Annotated in this window: 18 protein-coding genes; 8 read left to right on the top strand and 10 right to left on the bottom strand. The window is 62.0% G+C overall.

What is annotated here, in order from left to right; genetic code table 11:
- The first annotated feature begins 209 nt into the window (after positions 1–209).
- Complete coding sequence (locus tag IB285_RS13380) at positions 210–1,319, top strand: M23 family metallopeptidase (protein WP_190788627.1); 1,110 nt, start codon at positions 210–212, stop codon at positions 1,317–1,319.
- A gap of 4 nt (positions 1,320–1,323) precedes the next feature.
- Complete coding sequence (locus IB285_RS13375; RefSeq protein ID WP_190788626.1) at positions 1,324–1,752, top strand: bactofilin family protein; 429 nt, start codon at positions 1,324–1,326, stop codon at positions 1,750–1,752.
- Positions 1,753–1,841: 89 nt separating this feature from the next.
- Here IB285_RS13375 and IB285_RS13370 read toward each other — a convergent pair whose 3' ends face one another.
- The 6 genes from IB285_RS13370 to IB285_RS13345 form a co-directional block, all read right to left on the bottom strand.
- The gene (locus IB285_RS13370; protein ID WP_407925612.1) at positions 1,842–3,518 is read right to left on the bottom strand and encodes a long-chain-fatty-acid--CoA ligase; all 1,677 of its coding nucleotides are present in this window, start codon (positions 3,516–3,518) and stop codon (positions 1,842–1,844) included.
- Between the two features lie 120 nt (positions 3,519–3,638).
- Positions 3,639–4,484, bottom strand: a complete 846-nt coding sequence (locus IB285_RS13365) for a DUF1013 domain-containing protein (RefSeq protein WP_190788625.1) — start codon at positions 4,482–4,484, stop codon at positions 3,639–3,641.
- Positions 4,485–4,626: 142 nt separating this feature from the next.
- Positions 4,627–5,697: a glycosyltransferase family 4 protein gene (locus IB285_RS13360; protein ID WP_234033185.1), complete on the bottom strand. Its 1,071-nt coding sequence runs from the start codon at positions 5,695–5,697 to the stop codon at positions 4,627–4,629.
- Positions 5,694–6,566, bottom strand: a complete 873-nt coding sequence (locus IB285_RS13355) for a UDP-2,3-diacylglucosamine diphosphatase (protein ID WP_190789134.1) — start codon at positions 6,564–6,566, stop codon at positions 5,694–5,696. Before IB285_RS13355 ends, IB285_RS13360 begins: the two co-directional genes overlap by 4 nt.
- 133 nt (positions 6,567–6,699) lie before the next feature.
- The gene (locus IB285_RS13350; RefSeq protein WP_190788624.1) at positions 6,700–7,317 is read right to left on the bottom strand and encodes a glutathione S-transferase family protein; all 618 of its coding nucleotides are present in this window, start codon (positions 7,315–7,317) and stop codon (positions 6,700–6,702) included.
- Positions 7,310–8,317, bottom strand: coding sequence for an NAD(P)H-quinone oxidoreductase (locus IB285_RS13345; RefSeq protein WP_234033178.1), 1,008 nt, complete (start codon positions 8,315–8,317; stop codon positions 7,310–7,312). The genes IB285_RS13350 and IB285_RS13345 overlap by 8 nt, the downstream gene beginning before the upstream one ends.
- 113 nt (positions 8,318–8,430) lie before the next feature.
- Here IB285_RS13345 and IB285_RS13340 point away from each other — a divergent pair, with 113 nt between their 5' ends.
- From IB285_RS13340 to IB285_RS13315, 6 genes are all read left to right on the top strand, one after another.
- A complete protein-coding gene (locus IB285_RS13340; protein WP_190788623.1) occupies positions 8,431–8,634 on the top strand; it encodes a DUF1192 domain-containing protein in 204 nt (67 codons plus the stop codon).
- Positions 8,635–8,757: 123 nt separating this feature from the next.
- Positions 8,758–11,166 carry an ATP-dependent Clp protease ATP-binding subunit ClpA gene (clpA, locus tag IB285_RS13335; protein ID WP_190788622.1) on the top strand — a complete coding sequence of 803 codons (2,409 nt, stop codon included), beginning with the start codon at positions 8,758–8,760 and terminating at the stop codon, positions 11,164–11,166.
- Positions 11,167–11,237: 71 nt separating this feature from the next.
- On the top strand, positions 11,238–13,322 hold the full coding sequence (locus IB285_RS13330) for an alpha/beta hydrolase family protein (protein ID WP_190788621.1): 2,085 nt from the start codon (positions 11,238–11,240) through the stop codon (positions 13,320–13,322).
- Positions 13,323–13,356: 34 nt separating this feature from the next.
- On the top strand, positions 13,357–14,388 hold the full coding sequence (locus IB285_RS13325; RefSeq protein ID WP_190788620.1) for a ligase-associated DNA damage response exonuclease: 1,032 nt from the start codon (positions 13,357–13,359) through the stop codon (positions 14,386–14,388).
- Entirely contained in the window at positions 14,388–15,983 is a 1,596-nt protein-coding gene (locus IB285_RS13320) for a cisplatin damage response ATP-dependent DNA ligase (protein ID WP_190788619.1), read from the top strand. The genes IB285_RS13325 and IB285_RS13320 overlap by 1 nt, the downstream gene beginning before the upstream one ends.
- 91 nt (positions 15,984–16,074) lie before the next feature.
- The gene (locus tag IB285_RS13315; RefSeq protein WP_190788618.1) at positions 16,075–16,587 is read left to right on the top strand and encodes a DUF1993 family protein; all 513 of its coding nucleotides are present in this window, start codon (positions 16,075–16,077) and stop codon (positions 16,585–16,587) included.
- Between the two features lie 21 nt (positions 16,588–16,608).
- Here the strand turns inward: IB285_RS13315 and IB285_RS13310 are convergent, their stop codons facing one another.
- The 4 genes from IB285_RS13310 to hemB are packed head-to-tail and all read right to left on the bottom strand — an operon-like array spanning position 16,609 to position 19,279.
- The gene (locus IB285_RS13310; RefSeq protein WP_190788617.1) at positions 16,609–17,175 is read right to left on the bottom strand and encodes a gamma carbonic anhydrase family protein; all 567 of its coding nucleotides are present in this window, start codon (positions 17,173–17,175) and stop codon (positions 16,609–16,611) included.
- A complete protein-coding gene (locus IB285_RS13305; RefSeq protein ID WP_190788616.1) occupies positions 17,175–17,729 on the bottom strand; it encodes a GNAT family N-acetyltransferase in 555 nt (184 codons plus the stop codon). The genes IB285_RS13310 and IB285_RS13305 overlap by 1 nt, the downstream gene beginning before the upstream one ends.
- Positions 17,722–18,291, bottom strand: coding sequence for a GNAT family N-acetyltransferase (locus tag IB285_RS13300; protein WP_190788615.1), 570 nt, complete (start codon positions 18,289–18,291; stop codon positions 17,722–17,724). Before IB285_RS13300 ends, IB285_RS13305 begins: the two co-directional genes overlap by 8 nt.
- Positions 18,284–19,279 carry a porphobilinogen synthase gene (hemB, locus tag IB285_RS13295; protein WP_190788614.1) on the bottom strand — a complete coding sequence of 332 codons (996 nt, stop codon included), beginning with the start codon at positions 19,277–19,279 and terminating at the stop codon, positions 18,284–18,286. Before hemB ends, IB285_RS13300 begins: the two co-directional genes overlap by 8 nt.
- Between the last annotated feature and the right edge of the window lie 54 nt (positions 19,280–19,333).

The raw sequence follows: 19,333 nt of genomic DNA, 5'->3' as shown, positions 1-19,333 counted from the left end.
GTATTTTTACCGATACGCACGTTTCATCCCGATTCCGCATCGTTTCGCCGTTGGCGTTAACACTCTGATTCGACCTCGCGCGAATCGATTGATAGCCACACTCTCGGATCGCAATAAAAAAGAAATCCGGGGTCGAATTGTCAGAGAAAAAGTCCACACGGTCGTGGGGGGAACGCCTCCGTGAATGGTTTCCTGATCGAGAGTTTTTCATGCGCTCTCAGGGTCAGGTACGCTTCATCAAAATCTCATCGCGCGTACAGATGGCTTCCGCTGGCGGCATTGCCGCCTTTGCGCTCGTCTGGGGCGCATCGATGAGCGTGATGGCGTTCAATCAATACCGCGCCGAAGCCGATCTGGCCTCGTTCCAGGACGAAAAGGCGCGTGTCGCGACCGCTCAGGAACGGCTCGATGCCTATGGTGGCGATCTCGACCGGGTGGTTGACGAGCTCACGATCAAGCAGAACTTCCTCGAAGAAATGGCGCAGATGCTGCCCGAGGACATTCGCGATACCGGCACCAACGTAACCGATTCGTCGGCAGAAACTGCTGAAACGGTCGAAAAGGTCGGCGCGCTGATTCCGCAGGCACTGCCGCTAGCCAAGATCGAAGCGCGGCAAATTGCACTGGTTGAGCGCCTCACCCGGTTCGCCGATGCCCGCGCCAAACGCGCCGAAGCGGCGATGCGCAAGCTTGATCTCGATCCCAAAATGCTCGCCCGCAATGTCGAAAGGCAGAGCGGCGTCGGTGGTCCGCTGGAAATCCTTGCAACGTCGGCCGACGGATCGGTCGATCCACGTTTCGAACGCCTCGGTTTGAGCCTCGCGCGGATGAACGCGCTGGAGCGCGCGCTCGAAGGCATTCCGCAGGTCGTCCCGGCCAGCAGGCAGAAAATCACCTCGAGCTTTGGCTTCCGCCGCGATCCCTTCACTCGGCGAGGTGCCATGCACCACGGCATCGATTTCAAGGGCGCGCGCGGATCGCCGATCTTCGCCGCAGCCAAGGGCACGGTCACTTTCGTCGGACGGAAGGGCGGCTTTGGAAAAACCGTCGAGATTCGCCACGAAAATGGCATGATGACCCGCTATGCACATATGTCCCGGTTCGATGTGGAAGCCGGACAGGAAGTGGATGCAGGCGAAACGATTGGCGGTCTGGGTAGCACCGGCCGTTCGACCGGCCCCCACCTGCATTTCGAAGTCCGCATCAACAACCGCGCGGTAAACCCGCGCCCATTCCTGGAGACCGCCCCCGATGTTCTCAAAGAAGTCCGCGGATCCGGTTCCGTCCGATCCAGCGCCCCCTCAACGCCCAGCGAGTAAACCTATGGCTTCCAATAATTCGACCTTTTCCGTTATTGGCTCCGACATCAAGATCGAAGGCAATATAAGCGCATCTGCCGATCTGCATGTCGACGGCTCTATTGAAGGTGACATCAAATGCACCTCGCTCGTCCAGGGCGAAAGCAGTGAAGTGAGCGGCGGTATCACCGCAGAATCGGCTCGTCTGGCGGGCAAGGTGAGCGGTTCGATCAACGCCAAGGAACTCGTGATCCTCAAAAGCGCCCGGATCGAAGGCGACGTGCATTACGATGCGCTGACGATCGAACAGGGCGCACAGGTTGACGGGCGCTTCGCTCCGAATGCGCGCCGCGGTTCGGCAGGCGCTGCCGGTTCGGTCCAGGCTCCGCGTCAGAGCGCGAAACCTGCGAAAGAGGACGATAGCGATCAGGCTCAGCTGAAAATCGCCACCTGATTTCCGTCGCCTAAATATTTGAAGAAACGCCGCGGCCCGAAAGGTGCCCGCGGCGTTTTTGCTTGTGTGGAATGCGCGCGGCCAGGCGCTCAGAGGACTTCGGCGCGCAGCGCCTTGCGGTCCAGCTTGCCGATGATGGTCTTGGGAAGCTCTTCGCGGATCACGACCTTGTCGACGCGCTCATGCTTGCCAACCTTATCGTTGAGCCAGCCCTTCAGCGCATCCGCCCCGATATCGGTTTCTGGATCGAGGGTGATGTACACGCGCGGAACCTCACCGAGGTAATCGTCGGGCACGCCGATGACGAGCGCCTCTTTCACCGCTTCGTGTTCGAGGATCACGTCCTCGACAACGCTTGGAAACACCTTGAAACCGCCGACCGAGATCATGTCCTTGATGCGATCGACGATCTCGAGGAAGCCATCGCTGTCCATCACCGCGACATCCCCGGTGCGCAGATATTGCTTGTTTCCGCGCGTCACGAAAACCTCCGCCTGCGTTTCCGGGCGGTTCCAATAGCCGCGCATCACCTGCGGGCCGTGGATCGCCAGTTCGCCGGGTTCGCCCTCAGGCGCCAGCTTTGAGGGATCTTCCTTGTCGAGCAGTACGATTTCCGTGCGCGCGACCAATTGGCCGATCGTCCCTTTCTTGCGTGTGCCCTCATACGGGTTCACGGACACCACGCCGGAACTTTCAGTGAGGCCGTATCCTTCGACAACGCGGACACCGGTGACTTCCTCGAACTTGGCGTGAACCGGGGCAGGCATCGGCGCGCCGCCGGAAATGCAGACCTTGAGCGAGGGCATGTCGGTTTTGGGAAGGCTCGGATGGTCGAGCATCGCCTGGAACATGGTCGGGACGCCCGGAAAGCCGGTCGCCTTGTATTTCTGGATCGTTTGCAAGACCTGCTTCGCCTCGAACCGGGGCACCATCGCGATGGAGGCGCCGCTCGCCACGGCGTGATTGAGCAGAGCCGTGTTGGCAAAGACGTGAAAGAACGGAAGCGCGCCCATGAACACTTCTTCGCGCGGGTTTTCTGCCGGGTTGAGCGCCGCCACCTGCTGCGCGTTCATCACCAGCTGGCTGTGGCCGAGCATCGCGCCCTTGGGCCGGCCGGTGGTGCCGCCAGTATATTGCAGCAGAGCGAGGTCTTCCTCCGGATTGATCGCGACAACCGGCGGCGACTGGTCCGGCGTGCAATCCTTCCATGCGCGGATGCGATCCGAATAGGCGACATCGGCGATCTGGCTGCGCTTCAAAAGCTTGAGCGCAGTGCCCTTGATCCACGGCAGCATGTCGGACAGCCGCCCGACGATCAGCGTTTCAAGCTCCGAGCTTTCGAGCACTTTCGACGCGGTTTCATACAGCTCCGGCACGTCGAGCGTGACGAGCGCGCGCGTACCGCTGTCACCGACCTGCCATGCCAGCTCCTCGACCGAATAGAGCGGCGAGAAGTTGACCACGATCGCGCCCGCCATCATCGCGCCATAATAGGCCGAGGCGTAGATCGGGACGTTGGGCAGGAAGAGGCCGACACGGTCGCCCTTGCCAATGCCCATTGCCGTCAGCCCCGCCGCGAACCGCCGCGCCTCGGTGAGCATTTCGCCATAGGAATAGGTGCGCCCGAGGAAATGCAGGAAGGGCGCAGACGGATCGTGAGCCGAGGTGCGCTCCAGCATTTGCGGCAGGCTCATCAGCTCGAATTCGGAATCCCACGGCTTCGGATGGTGGTACGAGGCTTTATTGACATACATGTCAGCAGGCATGGCGGATCACGCTTTGCCGTACAAGCAAAACCGCTCGCTAAATCGCGAGATTGAAAAGGATTTCGCAAAGCCGGGGCGGATCACCGAAAACCGGTGCATCCGTTACGTTCGGTTTTGCGATTATTCCTTGTCGGCGTCTTCGTCTTCAGGAGCGGACTCGGCGGCGTCCTGCGCCGTTTCGCCAGCACCGTCATCGATCTCGCTTGGTGCCGGGGTTGCCGCGGCAAAGGCCTCGTTCGGTTCGACCGCCACGCCGCTTTCTTCAGCTTCGCGCTTCGCAGCGAGCCAGGCTTCGGCTTCGGCTTCCTGAGCGGCCCGGGCTGCAGCCTTGGCGTTTTCCTCGCGCTCGGCCTGAAGTTCCTCGATCAGCTTGTCCTTGTCGGAACGCTGGTCTGCGCCCTCGACCGCCTCGGGTGCTTCTTCGGTAATGCCCGCGCGCTTCGCCGCCTTGGCAACCACCGCATCGAGCTCGCGCTGGGAGCACAGCCCCAAAGTCACCGGATCTTTCGGCTGAATGTTCTGGATGTTCCAGTGCGTGCGCTCCCGGATCGCGCCGATCGTGTTGCGAGTCGTGCCGATGAGCTTGGAAATCTGCGCGTCCGAAACCTCCGGGTGATTGCGCAGGATCCAGGCGATGCCATCGGGCTTGTCCTGGCGTTTCGACACAGGTGTGTAACGCGGGCCTTTGGTCCGGGTTACTTCGACAGGTGCCTTGTGCATCTTGAGCGAGTAATTTTCGTCCGCCTGGCCTTTCTCGATCTCTTCGAGAGTGAGTTCGCCGGCATGAACCGGATCGCGTCCGGTGTATTTACTTCCCGCAAGATCGTCAGCCATCGCCTGCACTTCAAGCAGGTGGAGACCGCAGAACTCGGCGATCTGCTCGAACGACAGGCCGGTGTGATCGACCAGCCAGGTGGCGGTCGCGTGCGGCATCAGCGGGGTGGGCTGGGGTTTGGCCTGAGCCATGGAAATCTCCCGTAAAAATAGAAGGGCCGCCCCTTTCGGAGCGGCCGTTGCACCATTGCAGATAGGCGAAAGGCCGCCGCACGGCAAGGCAATTGGCAGGATCGGCGCAATCAGCCCGCTTTGCCGGGCGAGAAATACGCGATCAGATCGCCGGTTCCGCCACCAGCATCTGGCATTCCTCCTCGCGCAGGGCGACCAGAGCGGTGCGAAACTGACGTGTAGCCGCTTCCCAAGTGAAGCTCGCGCCGAACTCTGCGCACACACCGCGATCGCAGTTGAGCGCCGCAGCAATCGCGTGGTCGAGGTTGTTCGACATCGCGCCCACCTGCGGCTCGAGAATGTCGGTCGGTCCCGGCACCGGGTAGGCGGCAACCGGCGTCCCGCATGCAAGCGCCTCGATCATCACAAGGCCGAAGGTGTCGGTGCGGCTGGGAAACACGAACACGTCAGCCCCGGCATAGCATCCGGCAAGTTCGGCTCCGGTTCGCTTTCCGAGGAAGATGGCCTGCGGAAACCTCTGCTCAAGCGCGGCGCGCGACGGTCCATCGCCAACCACGACCTTGCTGCCGGGATGATCGGACGCGAGGAAAGCCTCGATATTCTTCTCTACCGCTACGCGCCCGACATAAAGCTGGATCGGCCGGGCCAGTCCCGCGAATTCGGGAGGCGGCGGCGCATCGGGCGAGAAGTGGTTGAGATCGACGCCTCGCCCCCAGTGGCTTAGGTGATGAAGGCCCTGATCGCGCAATTGCATGCGAATGGTCTCGGTTGCGACCATGATGCGCTGTGCCGGCCGGTGGAACCAGCGTATATAGGGCCAGAACACCCTCGCGGGCAGCCCGGTGCGCCGCGCGAAGTAATCGGGAAATTGGGTGTGGTACGCAGTGGTGAAGGGAACCCCGCGCGCCGAGCAATATCGCCGTGCCGCAAAGCCGAGCGGCCCTTCGGTGGCGATGTGAACCGCATCCGGGGCGATCCTGCGCAATTGCCTCCCGACCGCTCCGGGCAAGGTCAGCGCGAGGCGAATTTCGGGATAGGTTGGCGCAGGAACAGACCGGTATTGCTGCGGTGAGATGACTGTCACCTCGTGCCCCCATTGGCGCAGCATTTCGCTGGTAACTGCAAGCGTTCGCACCACGCCGTTGACCTGCGGATGCCATGCGTCGGTGACGATCGCGATCGATTGCGGAGCAGGCGATGCTTGCAGCATCATGCGGCCTCCTTCGCCCGAATATCGGCCGCCCCGCGCGCGATTTCACTGCGCCTCTCCCGCTCTCGGATCACGTCCGGCCAGTTCAGGATTTCCATGCGTCCATCGTGGTGTTCGACGAGGGCGTTGCACCCTTCGACCCAGTCGCCATCGTTCCAGTATTCGACCGTGCGTCCGTGATGGTCGAACACGCGCATCTCGGCGGTATGGATGTGTCCGCAGACTACTCCGTCGACGCCGCGTTCGCCCGCGGCCTTCGCCACGACCTCTTCGTACTGCGAGATGAAATTGGCCGCATTCTTGACCTTGTGCTTGGCCGCCTTCGACAGCGACCAATACGGTTTTCCTGCAAGCTTACGCGCGACATTGACCGCGTAATTCAGCTTCATCACCGCGTGATAGGCCCAATCCCCGACAAAGGCGAGCCACCGGTGCGAGAGCATCACGGCGTCGAATTCGTCACCGTGCAGCACCATCAGACGGCGTCCATCGGCAGTGTCGTGAAAGGCAGCGCGGCGGATTTCGACCCCGCCGAAATTGAGGCCGGTGAACTGGCGAAACATCTCGTCATGATTGCCGGGGATATAGACGATGCGCGTTCCGCGCTTTGCCCGCTTCATGATGCGCCAGACGATATCGTTGTGCGAGGCCGGCCAGTAAAACCGCTTCTTCAATCGCCACCCGTCGATGATATCGCCGACGAGGTACATCGTGTCGCTATCGGTGCGATCGAGGAAGTCGATCAGCATTTCCGCATTGCAGCCCTTCGTGCCGAGATGGACATCGCTGATCCAGATTGTTCGGTAACGGGTGCGGCTCTCCCCGGACGGCTCGGGATTGTGCGGCGGCGAAATCGGCAGGCTGGAAAGCATGAAGTCGGTCACGGGACGTCCCCTTTCGGCTATGCGTCTGCTCCTTCTCCATGGCAGCCGAATGTGACACCCGATTCACAGGGCGGTGACGGTTTTGTGTAATTGCGAAAGGCTGAAGACGGCCAGCAGCCTGTCAGGTCATCGGGATGAACCCGTCCAACGTCGGAACCCGCTCGATCCAGCGACCGATGGCCGGGAAGCGCGACAGGTCGAAACCGCCTTCGTCCGCGACATGCGTGTAAGCAAACAGCGCGACATCGGCGAGCGAGGCGGAGGACCCGGCCATCCAGTCGCGGCTCGACAGGTGCGCTTCCATCGCCGCGAGCGCATCTTCGCCCGCGATCCGTTTCGCCATCATCTGTTCGCGCTGCTGATCGGACAGGTTTTCGCTTCCCACGAACCGGCACCAGAACCGCAGCGTCGCGATATTGGGTTCGTGGCTGTATTGTTCGAAGAACATCCAGCGCAGCATCTGCGCGCGCTCGAAGCGGTCTTCGGGGATCAGCCGCGTTCCCTCGGCAAGATACCAGCACGCGGCGTTGCTTTCCGGCAGATAGCGATCGCCGATCTGCAGCACCGGGATCCGGCCCTGGGCATTGACGTTGCTCTTGAATGCGTCGGTTCGCGTCTCGCCCTTTAGGATGTCGTATTGCCGCGTTTCCAGCGGCACCGAAAGCAGCGCAGCGGTCAGCTTGATCTTGTAGCAATTGCCGCTCCGCGGATCTTCATGCAGCGTCAGTGCCTCAGCCATAGTCCACCTCCAGAACAATCTTGCCGATATGCTCGCCAGCCTCCATTCGCGCGTGGGCGGCGGCCGCTTCGGCGAGCGGGAAGGTCTGGTCCATGATCGGTGAAAGCTCGCCGTTGGTGAACAGCGGCCATACATTCGCTGCGATCTCATCTGCCAGCGCCGCCTTGAAGGCATCGGAACGCGGGCGCAGGGTCGATCCGGTCAGCGTCAGCCGCCGCATCATCACCATCGGCATGAACAGTTCCGCTTTCGCCCCGCCGAGCACGGCAATAGTCACGTGCCGGCCATCTTCGGCAAGGCACTGCAGGTTGCGCGGCACATAATCGCCGGAGACCATATCGAGGACGATGTTCACTCCCGCCCCGCCGGTATGCTCTTTCACGGCTTCGACGAAATCGGTCTCCTTGTAATTGATCGCGAGATCCGCGCCGACATTCCGGGCGGCTTCGCATTTCGCTTCATCGCCGCAGGTCACGATCACCTCGATATCGAATGCCTTTGCAAGCATGATCGCCATCGTGCCGATGCCCGAAGTGCCGCCGTGCACCAGCAGGCGCTCGCCATCGCGCGCGAGCCCGCGCTCGAACACATTGTGCCAGACGGTGAAGAGCGTTTCGGGGAGCGCGGCTGCGGCTTTGAGGTCCATGTCCGCTGGTACGGGGAGGCAGTGTTGCCACGGCGCAGCGCAATATTGGGCGTAACCGCCTCCCGGCGTAAGCGCGGCGACCGACTGCCCGATCATTTCCGGCGGCACCTCGTTTCCGACCGCGACGATCTCGCCTGCGACTTCAAGCCCGAGGATCGGCGATGCGCCGGGGGGCGCCGGATAGTGGCCAGCGCGCTGGATACAATCGGGCCGGTTGACGCCGGCAAAGGCGACCTTGATCAGCACATCGTCCGGCCGCACTTTGGGAAGATCGGTTTGCCCGATCGCAAGCACTTCCGGCCCGCCGGGAGCCTCGAACCCGATCGCGTTCATCGTCTCCGGAAGGTCGGCCATCCGCTTCAAAACCATCAACTCGCCCCGTTTGCCCCAATTTCCCGCGATCTTTGGCCGCAATTACCTGCCTCGCGCATTGACAGCAAGCCGATTGAATTGCGATGTTCAGGGTGATGGATGACGGAGACCTTCCGCGCCGGAAAGGCGATGCCGCTGGCATGCTCGGCTCAGAGGACCTTGCGCCGTATTCGCAGGATGAACTGGATGAGCGGATTGCTCTGCTTGAGGCGGAAATCGTGCGCGTAAAAGCGCACCGTGACAAGGCATCCGTCCACCGCGCGGCAGCAGATGCATTATTTAGCGGCAAATCCACATGACGTCTCGGCACGTATCTCCACTCGCGGATTCGCAATTTTCGCAAGCAGGCCCATATATGGTGAAATCGCTTTTTACCTTCCCGATTAGCAACCTCTCTCCCACCCTCTGCTAGAGACCTCTTGATGCCCAGTTTTGCCCAAAACCTTGAACGCACCCTCCACAACGCGCTCGGCAATGCGTCCGAGCGGCGTCACGAATATGCGACGCTCGAACACCTGCTGCTCGCCCTCATCGATGATGAAGATGCGGCGCAGGTTATGGCGGCATGCGGCGTGGACCTAGCCGAGCTGGGCGAGGTGGTTAAGCAATATCTCGATCAGGAATACCAGTCGCTCAAGACAGAGGACGACGCAGACCCTCAGCCGACCGCGGGCTTCCAGCGGGTAATCCAGCGCGCGATCCTGCACGTCCAGTCCTCGGGCAAGGACACCGTGACAGGCGCGAATGTGCTGGTCGCGCTGTTCTCCGAACGCGATTCTTACGCGGTTTATTTCCTGCAGCAGCAGGACATGAGCCGCCTCGATGCGGTGAGCTATATCAGCCACGGCATCGGCAAGGGTGGTCGCCAGATCGAATCGAAACAGCCCACCGGCAGCGAAGAAACGCCGGGCGATGCCGAAGAGGCCAAGAAAGAGGGCGGCTCGAAGAAGGAGACCGCGCTCGACCAGTTCACCGTCAACCTCAACAAGAAAGCCGAAGACGGCAAGGTCGATCCCCTGATCGGCCGCGGACCCGAAGTTGACCGTACGGTGCAGATCCTGTGCCGCCGGTCGAAGAACAACCCGCTCTATGTCGGCGATCCCGGCGTTGGTAAGACCGCCATTGCCGAAGGGCTGGCGCGCAAGATCGTCGAAGGCGATGTGCCCGAAGTGCTGGAGCCTGCGGTCATCTATTCGCTCGACATGGGCGCGCTCCTCGCAGGCACGCGCTATCGCGGCGATTTCGAAGAGCGGCTGAAACAGGTCGTCTCCGAGCTTGAAGGGATGCCGCACGCAATTCTCTTCATCGATGAAATTCACACCGTCATCGGTGCCGGCGCGACCAGCGGCGGGGCGATGGATGCGTCCAACTTGCTCAAGCCCGCACTCAGCGGCGGGACGATCCGCTGCATCGGTTCGACTACCTACAAGGAATTCCGCAACCACTTCGAAAAGGATCGCGCGCTGCTGCGCCGGTTCCAGAAGATCGACGTAAACGAGCCCTCGATCGAAGACACGGTGAAGATCCTGAAAGGTCTGCGCAGCGCCTTCGAAGAGCACCACAACGTGAAATACACGCCCGACGCGCTCAAGACTGCGGTCGAGCTGTCGGCGCGGTACATCAACGATCGCAAGCTGCCGGACAAGGCGATCGACGTGATCGACGAGGTCGGCGCGATGCAAATGCTCGTCCCGCCCAGCCGCCGCAAGAAGAAGATCACCGCCAAGGAAATCGAGGCCGTGATTGCGACGATGGCGCGCATCCCGCCGAAATCCGTGTCGAAGGACGACAAGAAGGCGCTCGAAAATCTCGGCCGCGATCTCAAGCATGTCGTGTTCGGTCAGGACGAGGCGATCACCCGCCTTTCGACCGCGATGAAGCTCAGCCGCGCGGGCCTGCGCGATCCGGACAAGCCCATCGGCTCGTTCCTGTTCAGCGGTCCCACCGGCGTCGGCAAGACCGAAGTTGCGCGCCAGCTCGCCTCGATCATGGGCATTGAGCTCAAGCGCTTCGACATGTCCGAATATATGGAGCGCCACAGCGTTTCGCGGCTGATCGGTGCGCCTCCTGGCTATGTCGGTTACGACCAGGGCGGTCTGCTGACCGATGCGGTTGACCAGAACCCGCATTGCGTGCTGCTGCTCGACGAGATCGAGAAGGCGCATCCGGACCTGTTCAACATCCTTCTGCAGGTGATGGATAATGGCCGCCTGACTGATCATCACGGCAAGACCGTCGATTTCCGCAACGTGGTCCTCATCATGACGACCAATGCCGGCGCGTCCGACATGGCGCGCAGCGGTATCGGATTTGGCGACGTGTCGAAGGAAGATGCAGGGACCGAAGCGGTGAACAAGATGTTCACGCCGGAATTCCGCAACCGCCTCGATGCGATCGTGCCGTTCGCCTATCTCGGCAAGAGCACCGTTGCCCGCGTGGTCGACAAGTTCATTCTCGAGCTCGAACTGCAGCTCGCCGAACAGAACGTCCACATCCAGTTCGACAGCGACGCCCGCGAATGGCTCGCCGACAAGGGTTACGACAAACTCTACGGCGCGCGTCCGATGGGCCGCCTGATCCAGGACAAGATCAAGCAACCGCTCGCGGAAGAACTGCTCTTCGGCAAGCTCGCCGATGGCGGCGAGGTCCATGTGACGGTGAAGGATGGCAAGCCAAGCTTCGAGCTTACGCCTGCGCCGCCCAAAGCAAAGCCGAAGCGCAAGGCACCTGCCAGGAAGAAACCGGCTGCGAAGAAAGCGCCTCCCGCCAAGGATCCGGACGCCAATCCGGAAGCCTCGGGCAGTCCCGGCGGCGGTGACGGCGAGAACTGATAGTGCGTCCCGGCTGGATTTTTCTGCGCCAATGTGATTGATCGGCCCCCAGAGCAATTTGGGGGCCGATTATGTTTCGACGCAATTTCTCAATCCTGACAGGTTCGATCCTCGCTGGAGCTCTCGCAACCTACAGCCCGCTCGCTGCAGACGATCACACGGATACCGAAGACGCGGCAGCGCCGAGCCCCTATTTCACCGGCGCGGACCTCTTCGGCCTGAGCGTCGCCACCGATCCGCAGATCAGCCCCGACGGATCGCAGATTGCCTATGTTCGGCGCACCAACGATATCATGACCGACAGCGCAGTCAGCTCGATCTGGCTGGTCAATGTGTCGAGTGGTGCGGAAACACCCCTGGTCTCCGGCGAAGGATCGCATGGCAGCCCGCGCTGGTCGCCCGATGGATCGCGCCTTGCCTATGTCTCGACCGAGAGCGGCGGCGGGCCGGAACTGCACGTGCGCTGGATGGACACGGGGCAAAGCGCCAACATCACCGCGCTACCCGAATCGCCGGGAGGCATCAGCTGGTCCCCGGATGGCACCCGCATCGCCTACACCGCACGCGTACCGGCAAAGCCTTTGAGCCTCGGCAGTGCCCCACCCAAACCGGAAGGCGCCGAATGGAAAGCGCCGCCTTCGATCACCGATGCCGTGACCTATCGCTATGACGGCGCAGGCTACCTCAAACCCGGCTTCACGCAGATTTTCGTCGTTTCGGCCACCGGAGGCGCGCCGCGGCAGCTGACCTTTGGAGATCGTAATCATTCCGGCGCGCTCGAATGGGCGCGCGATGGGCAGACCATTTACATAAGCGGCAATCGCGACGAGGATTGGGAGCTCGCCGGTCAGGACACTGAAATCTACGCGATCGACCTCGCATCGGGCGGGATTACCGAACTGACAACGCGGCAGGGGATCGACACATCGCCGCAGGTAAGCCCCGATGGCCGCCGGATCGCCTATCTCGGCTTCGATGATGAAGGCCGCGACTATCACGAAACGCGCCTGTACCTGATGGACGCAGACGGATCGAACCAGCAGCAGATCGCGACCGGGTTCGATCGCTCTTTCGACAGTCTCGAATGGACCGATGCCGGCCTGTTCGCCGGTTACGAAGACGAAGGCGTCTACCGGGTCGCGCGGATTTCGACATCCGGCAATGTCAGTGAAGTCGACGCGCGGATCGCTTCGCCCGGTTACACAAGGCCCTATGTCGGCGGACAGTGGTCCGTTTCCGAGGGCGGGTCGCTCGCTTTCACCAGCGGCACGCCAACCCGGCCAGCGGATATATCGGTAGCGCGCAGCGGACGGACCCGGCAGCTCACGAACCTCAACGACCTGAAGCTGTCGGGCAAGCGCCTCGGCGAAACGCGGCAGATCACGGTCACTATGCCCGACGGCACCGACATTCCAAGCTGGATCACTTTGCCGCCGGATTACGTGGAAGGCACGCGTGTACCGATGGTGCTTGAAATCCATGGCGGGCCGTTTGCTTCCTATGGCCCGCATTTCGCCAGCGACTACCAGCTTTATGCGAGCGCGGGATATGCGGTGCTCTTCACCAATCCCACCGGGTCGACCGGATACGGCGCCGACTTCGCTTACGGTATCGATGGCACCTATCCTGTGCCCAACGATGCCGAGCTGATGGCCGCTGTCGATGCCGCCGTTGCGCAGGGATATGCCGATCCGAACAACCTCTTCGTAACCGGCGGCTCCGGAGGCGGCATCCTGACCGCGTGGATGGTCGGCAAGACCGATCGGTTCGCCGCTGCGGCCTCTAACAAGCCGGTGATCAACTGGACGACGATGGCGCTGATGGCCGATGGCTATCCGTTCTTCTCGCGCTATTGGATGAAGGGCCCGCCTTGGGAGAATCCCGATGGGTATTGGGCGCGCTCTCCGCTGGCTGCTGCGGCCGATATCAAGACGCCGACGCTGGTTCTGGTAGCCGACGAAGACTATCGCACACCGCGCAGCGAAGCCGAGCAGCTTTACGGCGCGCTCAAGCTGCTGGGTGTGGATACCGCTTTGCTGGTGACCCCCGGGGCGAGCCACGGAGACACCACCATGTCGCCCAGCCAGCTCGCTGCAAAAACCGATGCGGTCATCAAGTGGTTCGACAAGTATCGGACCGATACGCCAGCTGAATAGAGGAACGGCTGCGCTCAAGGGGTGTTAAACTCCTGTGAGCGCCCCGTTTTCCTGGATCCGCCCCGAGCCCTGGGGCGTGCAGATCGTACCCGCCGATTGCTGGATCGATCCCGGCAAGGCGGTGGACCGCGCGCTTGTCACCCATGGCCATGCCGATCACGCGCGCGGCGGACACGGGGAAACCTATGCCACACCGGAAACGCTGGCGATCATGGCGCTGCGTTACCGTACGGGTGTCGCCGATGAGAGCGGCGAGATCCCGACCAAGGCGATCCCGGTCGAATATGGCCAGACCATCCGCCTGCCGGGCGAAGTCGATGCGACCTACATCCCGGCAGGCCATGTGCTCGGCAGCGCACAAATCCTGCTCGAACATGCGGGCGAGCGCGTGGTCATTACCGGCGATTACAAGCGCCGCGCCGATCCCACCTGCGCCCCGTTTCAGGTCGTGCCGTGCGATATCTTCATCACCGAGGCAACATTCGGCCTTCCGGTGTTCACCCATCCGCCGATCGAAGAGGAGATGGCGAAGCTGACCAAGGCTCTCGCCGACAATCCCGACAAGAGCGTGCTGGTTGGTGCCTACGCGCTAGGAAAGGCGCAGCGGGTGATCGCGGAACTCAGAGCCGCCGGGCATAGCGAGCCGATTTATCTCCACGGCGCGATGGAGAAAATGTGCCGCCTCTATGAAGAGCACGGCGTGCCCCTAGGCGAGCTCCGTCTGGTTTCCGATCATGGCAAGGATGATATGCGCGGGAGCATTATTGTCGCCCCGCCCTCTGCGCTTAATGACAGGTGGTCGCGCCGCCTGCCCGAGCCGATCACCGCGATGGCAAGCGGGTGGATGCGGGTGCGCGGACGGGCACGGCAACGCGGAGTCGAACTGCCGCTGGTCATCTCGGACCACGCCGACTGGTGCGAACTCACGCAGACCATCGACGAGGTAGACCCGCAGGAGGTGTGGGTGACCCATGGCCGCGAAGAGGCACTGCTGCGGTGGTGCGAGCTTGGCCAGCGAAAGGCGCGAGCGCTCGCTCTCGTCGGGCGCGAAGACGAGGACGAGTAATGGAGGAGTTCGCCGCCCTTCTCGACACGCTCGTCTACACCACCAGCCGCAATCGCAAGCTGGCCATGATCGCAGAGTACCTGCGCGAAACGCCCGATCCCGATCGGGGCTGGGCGCTCGCGGCGCTGACCGGAGAGCTCGACTTTCCCGCGGTCAAGAGCTCGACGATCCGCAACCTGATGAAGGACCGTGTGGACCCGGTGCTGTGGACCCTCAGCCGCGATTTCGTTGGCGATACGGCAGAGACCGCAAGCCTGCTCTGGCCGGAACCCGAAGCGCGCGATGGTGAGGTGCCGAGCGTCGCGCAGGTTGTGGACCAGCTTTCCGCGCTCAACCGGAACACCGCGCCCAAGGAATTGCCAAAGGTGCTCGACCGGCTCGATGCCAATGGCCGCTTTGCCCTGATCAAACTGGCGACCGGAGGCATGCGGATCGGCATTTCTGCTCGGCTGGCCAAAACCGCCTTTGCACAGGCCTTCGATGTCTCGGTCGAGGAGGTCGAAGAATACTGGCACGCGTTGGAAGCGCCCTATCCGGAGCTGTTCGCGTGGGGCGCGGACGGGGGCGATCCGCCCGACGTGTCAAACCGGCCGCGCTTTCGCCCCTTCATGCTGGCGCATCCCCTGGAAGACACCGAAGTCGATCTTGGCGAATATGCGGCGGAGTGGAAGTGGGACGGCATCCGGGTGCAGCTGGTGCGCGTCGCAGGCGAAACGCGGCTCTATTCGCGCAGCGGCGATGATATCTCCGCGACCTTCCCGGAGCTGCTCGATGTGCTGCCGATGGACGCGGTGCTCGACGGGGAGCTGCTGGTTCGCGGCGCAAGCCAAGGCGGCGAAGAAGGCGGGGCGGCAAGTTTCAACGCGCTTCAACAGCGCCTCGGGCGCAAGACCGTTTCGAAGAAGATCCTCAAGGAGGCGCCCGCATTCGTGCGGCTCTACGACGCGCTGCTCATCGAAGGCGATGATATTCGCGAGCAACCCTGGTCGAAGCGGCGCGCGGCGCTTGAGGCACTGATGGCCAAGCTACCCGACAGCCATTTCGATATCTCCGCGGTGGTAGAGGCAGACGATTTCAAGCACCTCGCCGAAATCCGCGAGGGCGCGCGCGAGGATGCGATCGAAGGCCTGATGCTGAAACGGCGCGACAGCCCCTATATCGCGGGGCGCAAGGTCGGCCTGTGGTACAAGTGGAAGCACGACCCGCTGCTGATCGATGCGGTGCTGATGTATGCGCAGCGCGGTTCGGGAAAGCGTTCAAGCTTCTATTCGGACTACACTTTCGGCTGCTGGGATGGTGATCCCGACGGCGGCGCCGAATTGCTCCCCGTCGGCAAGGCCTATTCAGGCTTCACCGATGCGGAGCTCAAAAAGCTGGACCGGTTGGTTCGGCAGACCACGCTCAATCGCTTCGGCCCGGTGCGCGAGGTCGAGCGGACGCTGGTGTTCGAAGTCGCCTTCGACAGCGTGCACACCTCGAAGCGTCACAAATCCGGTCTCGCCATGCGCTTTCCGCGCATCCACCGTATCCGCTGGGATAAGCCGGTGCACGAGGCAGACCGGATAGAAAGCCTGCGCGCGCTGATCCGCGATTGAGCCTTGCGAGGCTGGGTCTCACATTTTCGCTTGCTGATGGCGCGCAGCGTGATACGTTGCAATTCGAAACTAATAGTTCGAGAGGTGCAACGTGACGCTTTACGACCAATCCATCGCTGTTTTCCGCTCCCGCATCGACACCATGATCGGATTGCTCACCAAGGCCGGAGCGCATCCGAAAGGTGATGCACTACTGGAGTCGCGGCTGGCCGACGACATGCACCCGTTTGCCAACCAGGCGCGGTTTGTCGCCAATCTACCGGGGGAAGCTCTGCCGCGGCTCACGAAACGGAGCTTTTCATCTTACGAAGAAAACGCGGCCACTCTCGCTGGCGCGAAGACTGCACTGTCCGAAACCGCGGCGCTGCTCGATAGCGTCACGCCTGACGAGCTTGTTGCGCCCGATGAGACGGTAGTGCTGGACCTGCCCAATGGCATGGAATTCACTCTGACCGCGGAGCAATATGTGCGCGATTGGTCGCTGCCGAATTTCTACTTCCACCTCACCACGGCATACGCGATCCTGCGCAGTGAGGGGCTGGACATCGGCAAGATCGACTTCATGCCGCACATGATGCCCTATATGACAAAAGGCCCGAGCTAAGCGGTCGCGCGGTTATCGAGCTTACTCAAGCCCGCTTTCGAACACCGCGATAGCATGCGCTTTCGCGTTTTCGGCGTAGTGAGCAACGCCCATTTTCATGCCGGCAATCGCGGCATCGGTCAGCTCTTTCATCGGCTTGGCCGGACGCCCCGCCCAAAGCATCCGGTCCTCCATCACCTTGCCTTCGGTGAGCATCGCGCCCGCTGCCAGCATGGCGTCATGGCCGATCACCGCTTTGTTCATCGCGATCGCGCCCAGGCCAACGAAGCCGCGATCCTTAATGGTGCAGCCGTGGACCATCGCCATGTGTCCAATCAGCACATCGTCGCCGATGATGAGCGGAGAGCCGTCTTCGTCACCGGGGCGCGGCGGATCGCAATGCAGCACGCTGCCGTCCTGCACATTGGTGCGCTCCCCGATCCGGATTTTGAAAACGTCCGCGCGGACCACGCAATTGTACCAGATCGAGCTTCCCGCACCGATCTCGACATCGCCGATGATGGTCGATCCGGGCGCCACGAAAGCGGTTTCGTGGATTCGGGGCGTTTTTCCGTGGATCGGGATGATGTTGACACCAGGGCGGTACATTAGCGGTTCTCCCACTGCTCTTTGCCGAGCGAGTACTGGATCGTCGGATTGTCGGCATCGGGCATTCCGGGATCGGTGAAATCGAGGTCTTTCCGCCGTGTCATACCGAGCTTTTCCATCAGCTTCCAACTGCCGACATTGCTGTCGCAAGTGAGCGCAACGACATGAGGCGCGCCGATTGGTCCGAATGCCCAATCGATAACGGCGCGCATGGCCTCATAAGCATAGCCGCGCCGCCAGCGATCCTCGCGCACCACCCAGCCGATCTCGTGATCGCCGACATTGGGAGCGAGAGGGTTGTCGACCCATTTGACCCCGCAATAGGCAACGAGGTCGCCCGTCGCTTTCTCGTGAACGAAGAGAAAGCTGAAACCGTCGCGCGCGAACATCGCCATGCCTTTGGCGTGCCGCGCCTCGATCTCATGCCGTTCCATCACCCCGCCAAGATGCTCCATCACGACTGGCGTGTTCAGCACCTTGTCATGCATATCGACATCGTTTTCGCCGATCTTGCGAAGCACGAGCCGCTGCGTTTCGAGCACGAGATCAGACATCTCGCGCTCGCCATTCTTGGCGGGTAATCGCATAGACGATTACGCGAGGGTCATCGAGTTCCCAAGTGGGATCGTCCCAATCGAGATCCTCGCGCCGCTTCATGCCAAGGCGCAGCATCAGCCCCCAGCTTGGTCTATTGCCCTTTAAGGTCATGGCAATCACCTGCTCAGCACCGAACCGGCCAAAGGCGAGTTCTAACGAGGCTGTCGCCGCCTCCTTCGCATAGCCTTTCCCCCATGCGTCCTCGCGAAAACGCCATCCTGCCTCCATTTCGCCGAGGGGCCCTTCTTCGTCTGTGCAGCGCTTGAGCCCGCAAAAACCGAGGATTGCGCCATCTTCCTTTCGCTCGACGCACCAGAATGTGTGGGCGTAGTCGCGGGCATAGCGTTCGAGCTTCGCCCGACCTTCGGCCATCGCGGCTTCACCTAAGACACCGCCAACCCAGCGCGCGACTGTCGGCGTATTGGTCCCTTCCCAGAATTCGGGCCAGTCTTCTTCGCGCCAATCGCGGAGGATCAGCCGCTCGGTCTCGTGGCGGAAGCCCGCGCCAGCCTCAGCCATTCAGCAGCCGCGCAGCAATGGGCGCGTGGTAGGTCAACACGCCCGAGCAGCCCGCCCGTTTGAATGCGATCAGTTTTTCCATGAGCAGCGCATCGCGGTCCCCGATCCCTGCCGCCTCGGCCGCTTCGATCATCGCGTATTCGCCGCTCACCTGATAGGCGAACACCGGCACGCCGAATGCCTGTTTCACCCGGTAGATGATGTCGAGATAGGCGAGCCCCGGCTTCACCATCACGCTGTCCGCACCCTCGGCGATGTCGAGCTCGACTTCGCGCAGCGCTTCGTCGGAATTGGCGGGGTCCATCTGGTAGCTCTTCTTGTCGCCTTTCAGCAGGCCGCCCGATCCCACCGCATCGCGGAAGGGACCATAGAACGCGCTCGCATATTTCGCGGCGTAGCTCATGATCTGGACGTTGGGATGGTTGCCCATCTCCAGAGCCATGCGGATCGCGTGTATCCGGCCATCCATCATGTCCGAAGGGGCAATGATGTCGGCGCCCGCCTCGGCCTGGTTGATCGCCTGATCGACCAGCACGGCCACGGTGTCGTCATTCGTGACATAGCCGCTTTCATCGAGCAGCCCGTCCTGTCCGTGGCTGGTGTAGGGGTCGAGCGCGACATCGGTCAGCACGCCGACATCGTCGCCGCAGGCATCCTTGATCGCGCGGATCGCGCGGCACATCAGATTGTCGGGGTTGTGCGCCTCCGCTCCGTCATCGCTGCGCTTTTCCGCGGGCGTGTTGGGGAACAGCGCCACCACGGGAATGCCGAGTTTGGCTGCCTCCTTCGCGCGCGCGGCGATACCGTCGACCGACCATCGCGAGACACCCGGCAAGGTGCCTATTGGCTCCTCCACGCCGGAGCCTTCCGTCACGAAAAGCGGCCAGATCAGATCTGTCGGTGCGAGCTGGTTTTCGCGGTGAAGCGCGCGGCTCCAGCCGCTTGCGCGGGTGCGGCGCATACGCGTGTTTGGATAACGTCCCGTCATGGGCGGCAGGTGTAGCCGCAATTACCGCAGCGCTGCAATGACAAGCGCTGAACA

Origin of the sequence: Erythrobacter rubeus (assembly GCF_014705715.1) — a bacterium.
GTDB lineage: Bacteria > Pseudomonadota > Alphaproteobacteria > Sphingomonadales > Sphingomonadaceae > Erythrobacter > Erythrobacter rubeus.
This window is presented reverse-complemented; position numbering and strand designations above follow the sequence as displayed.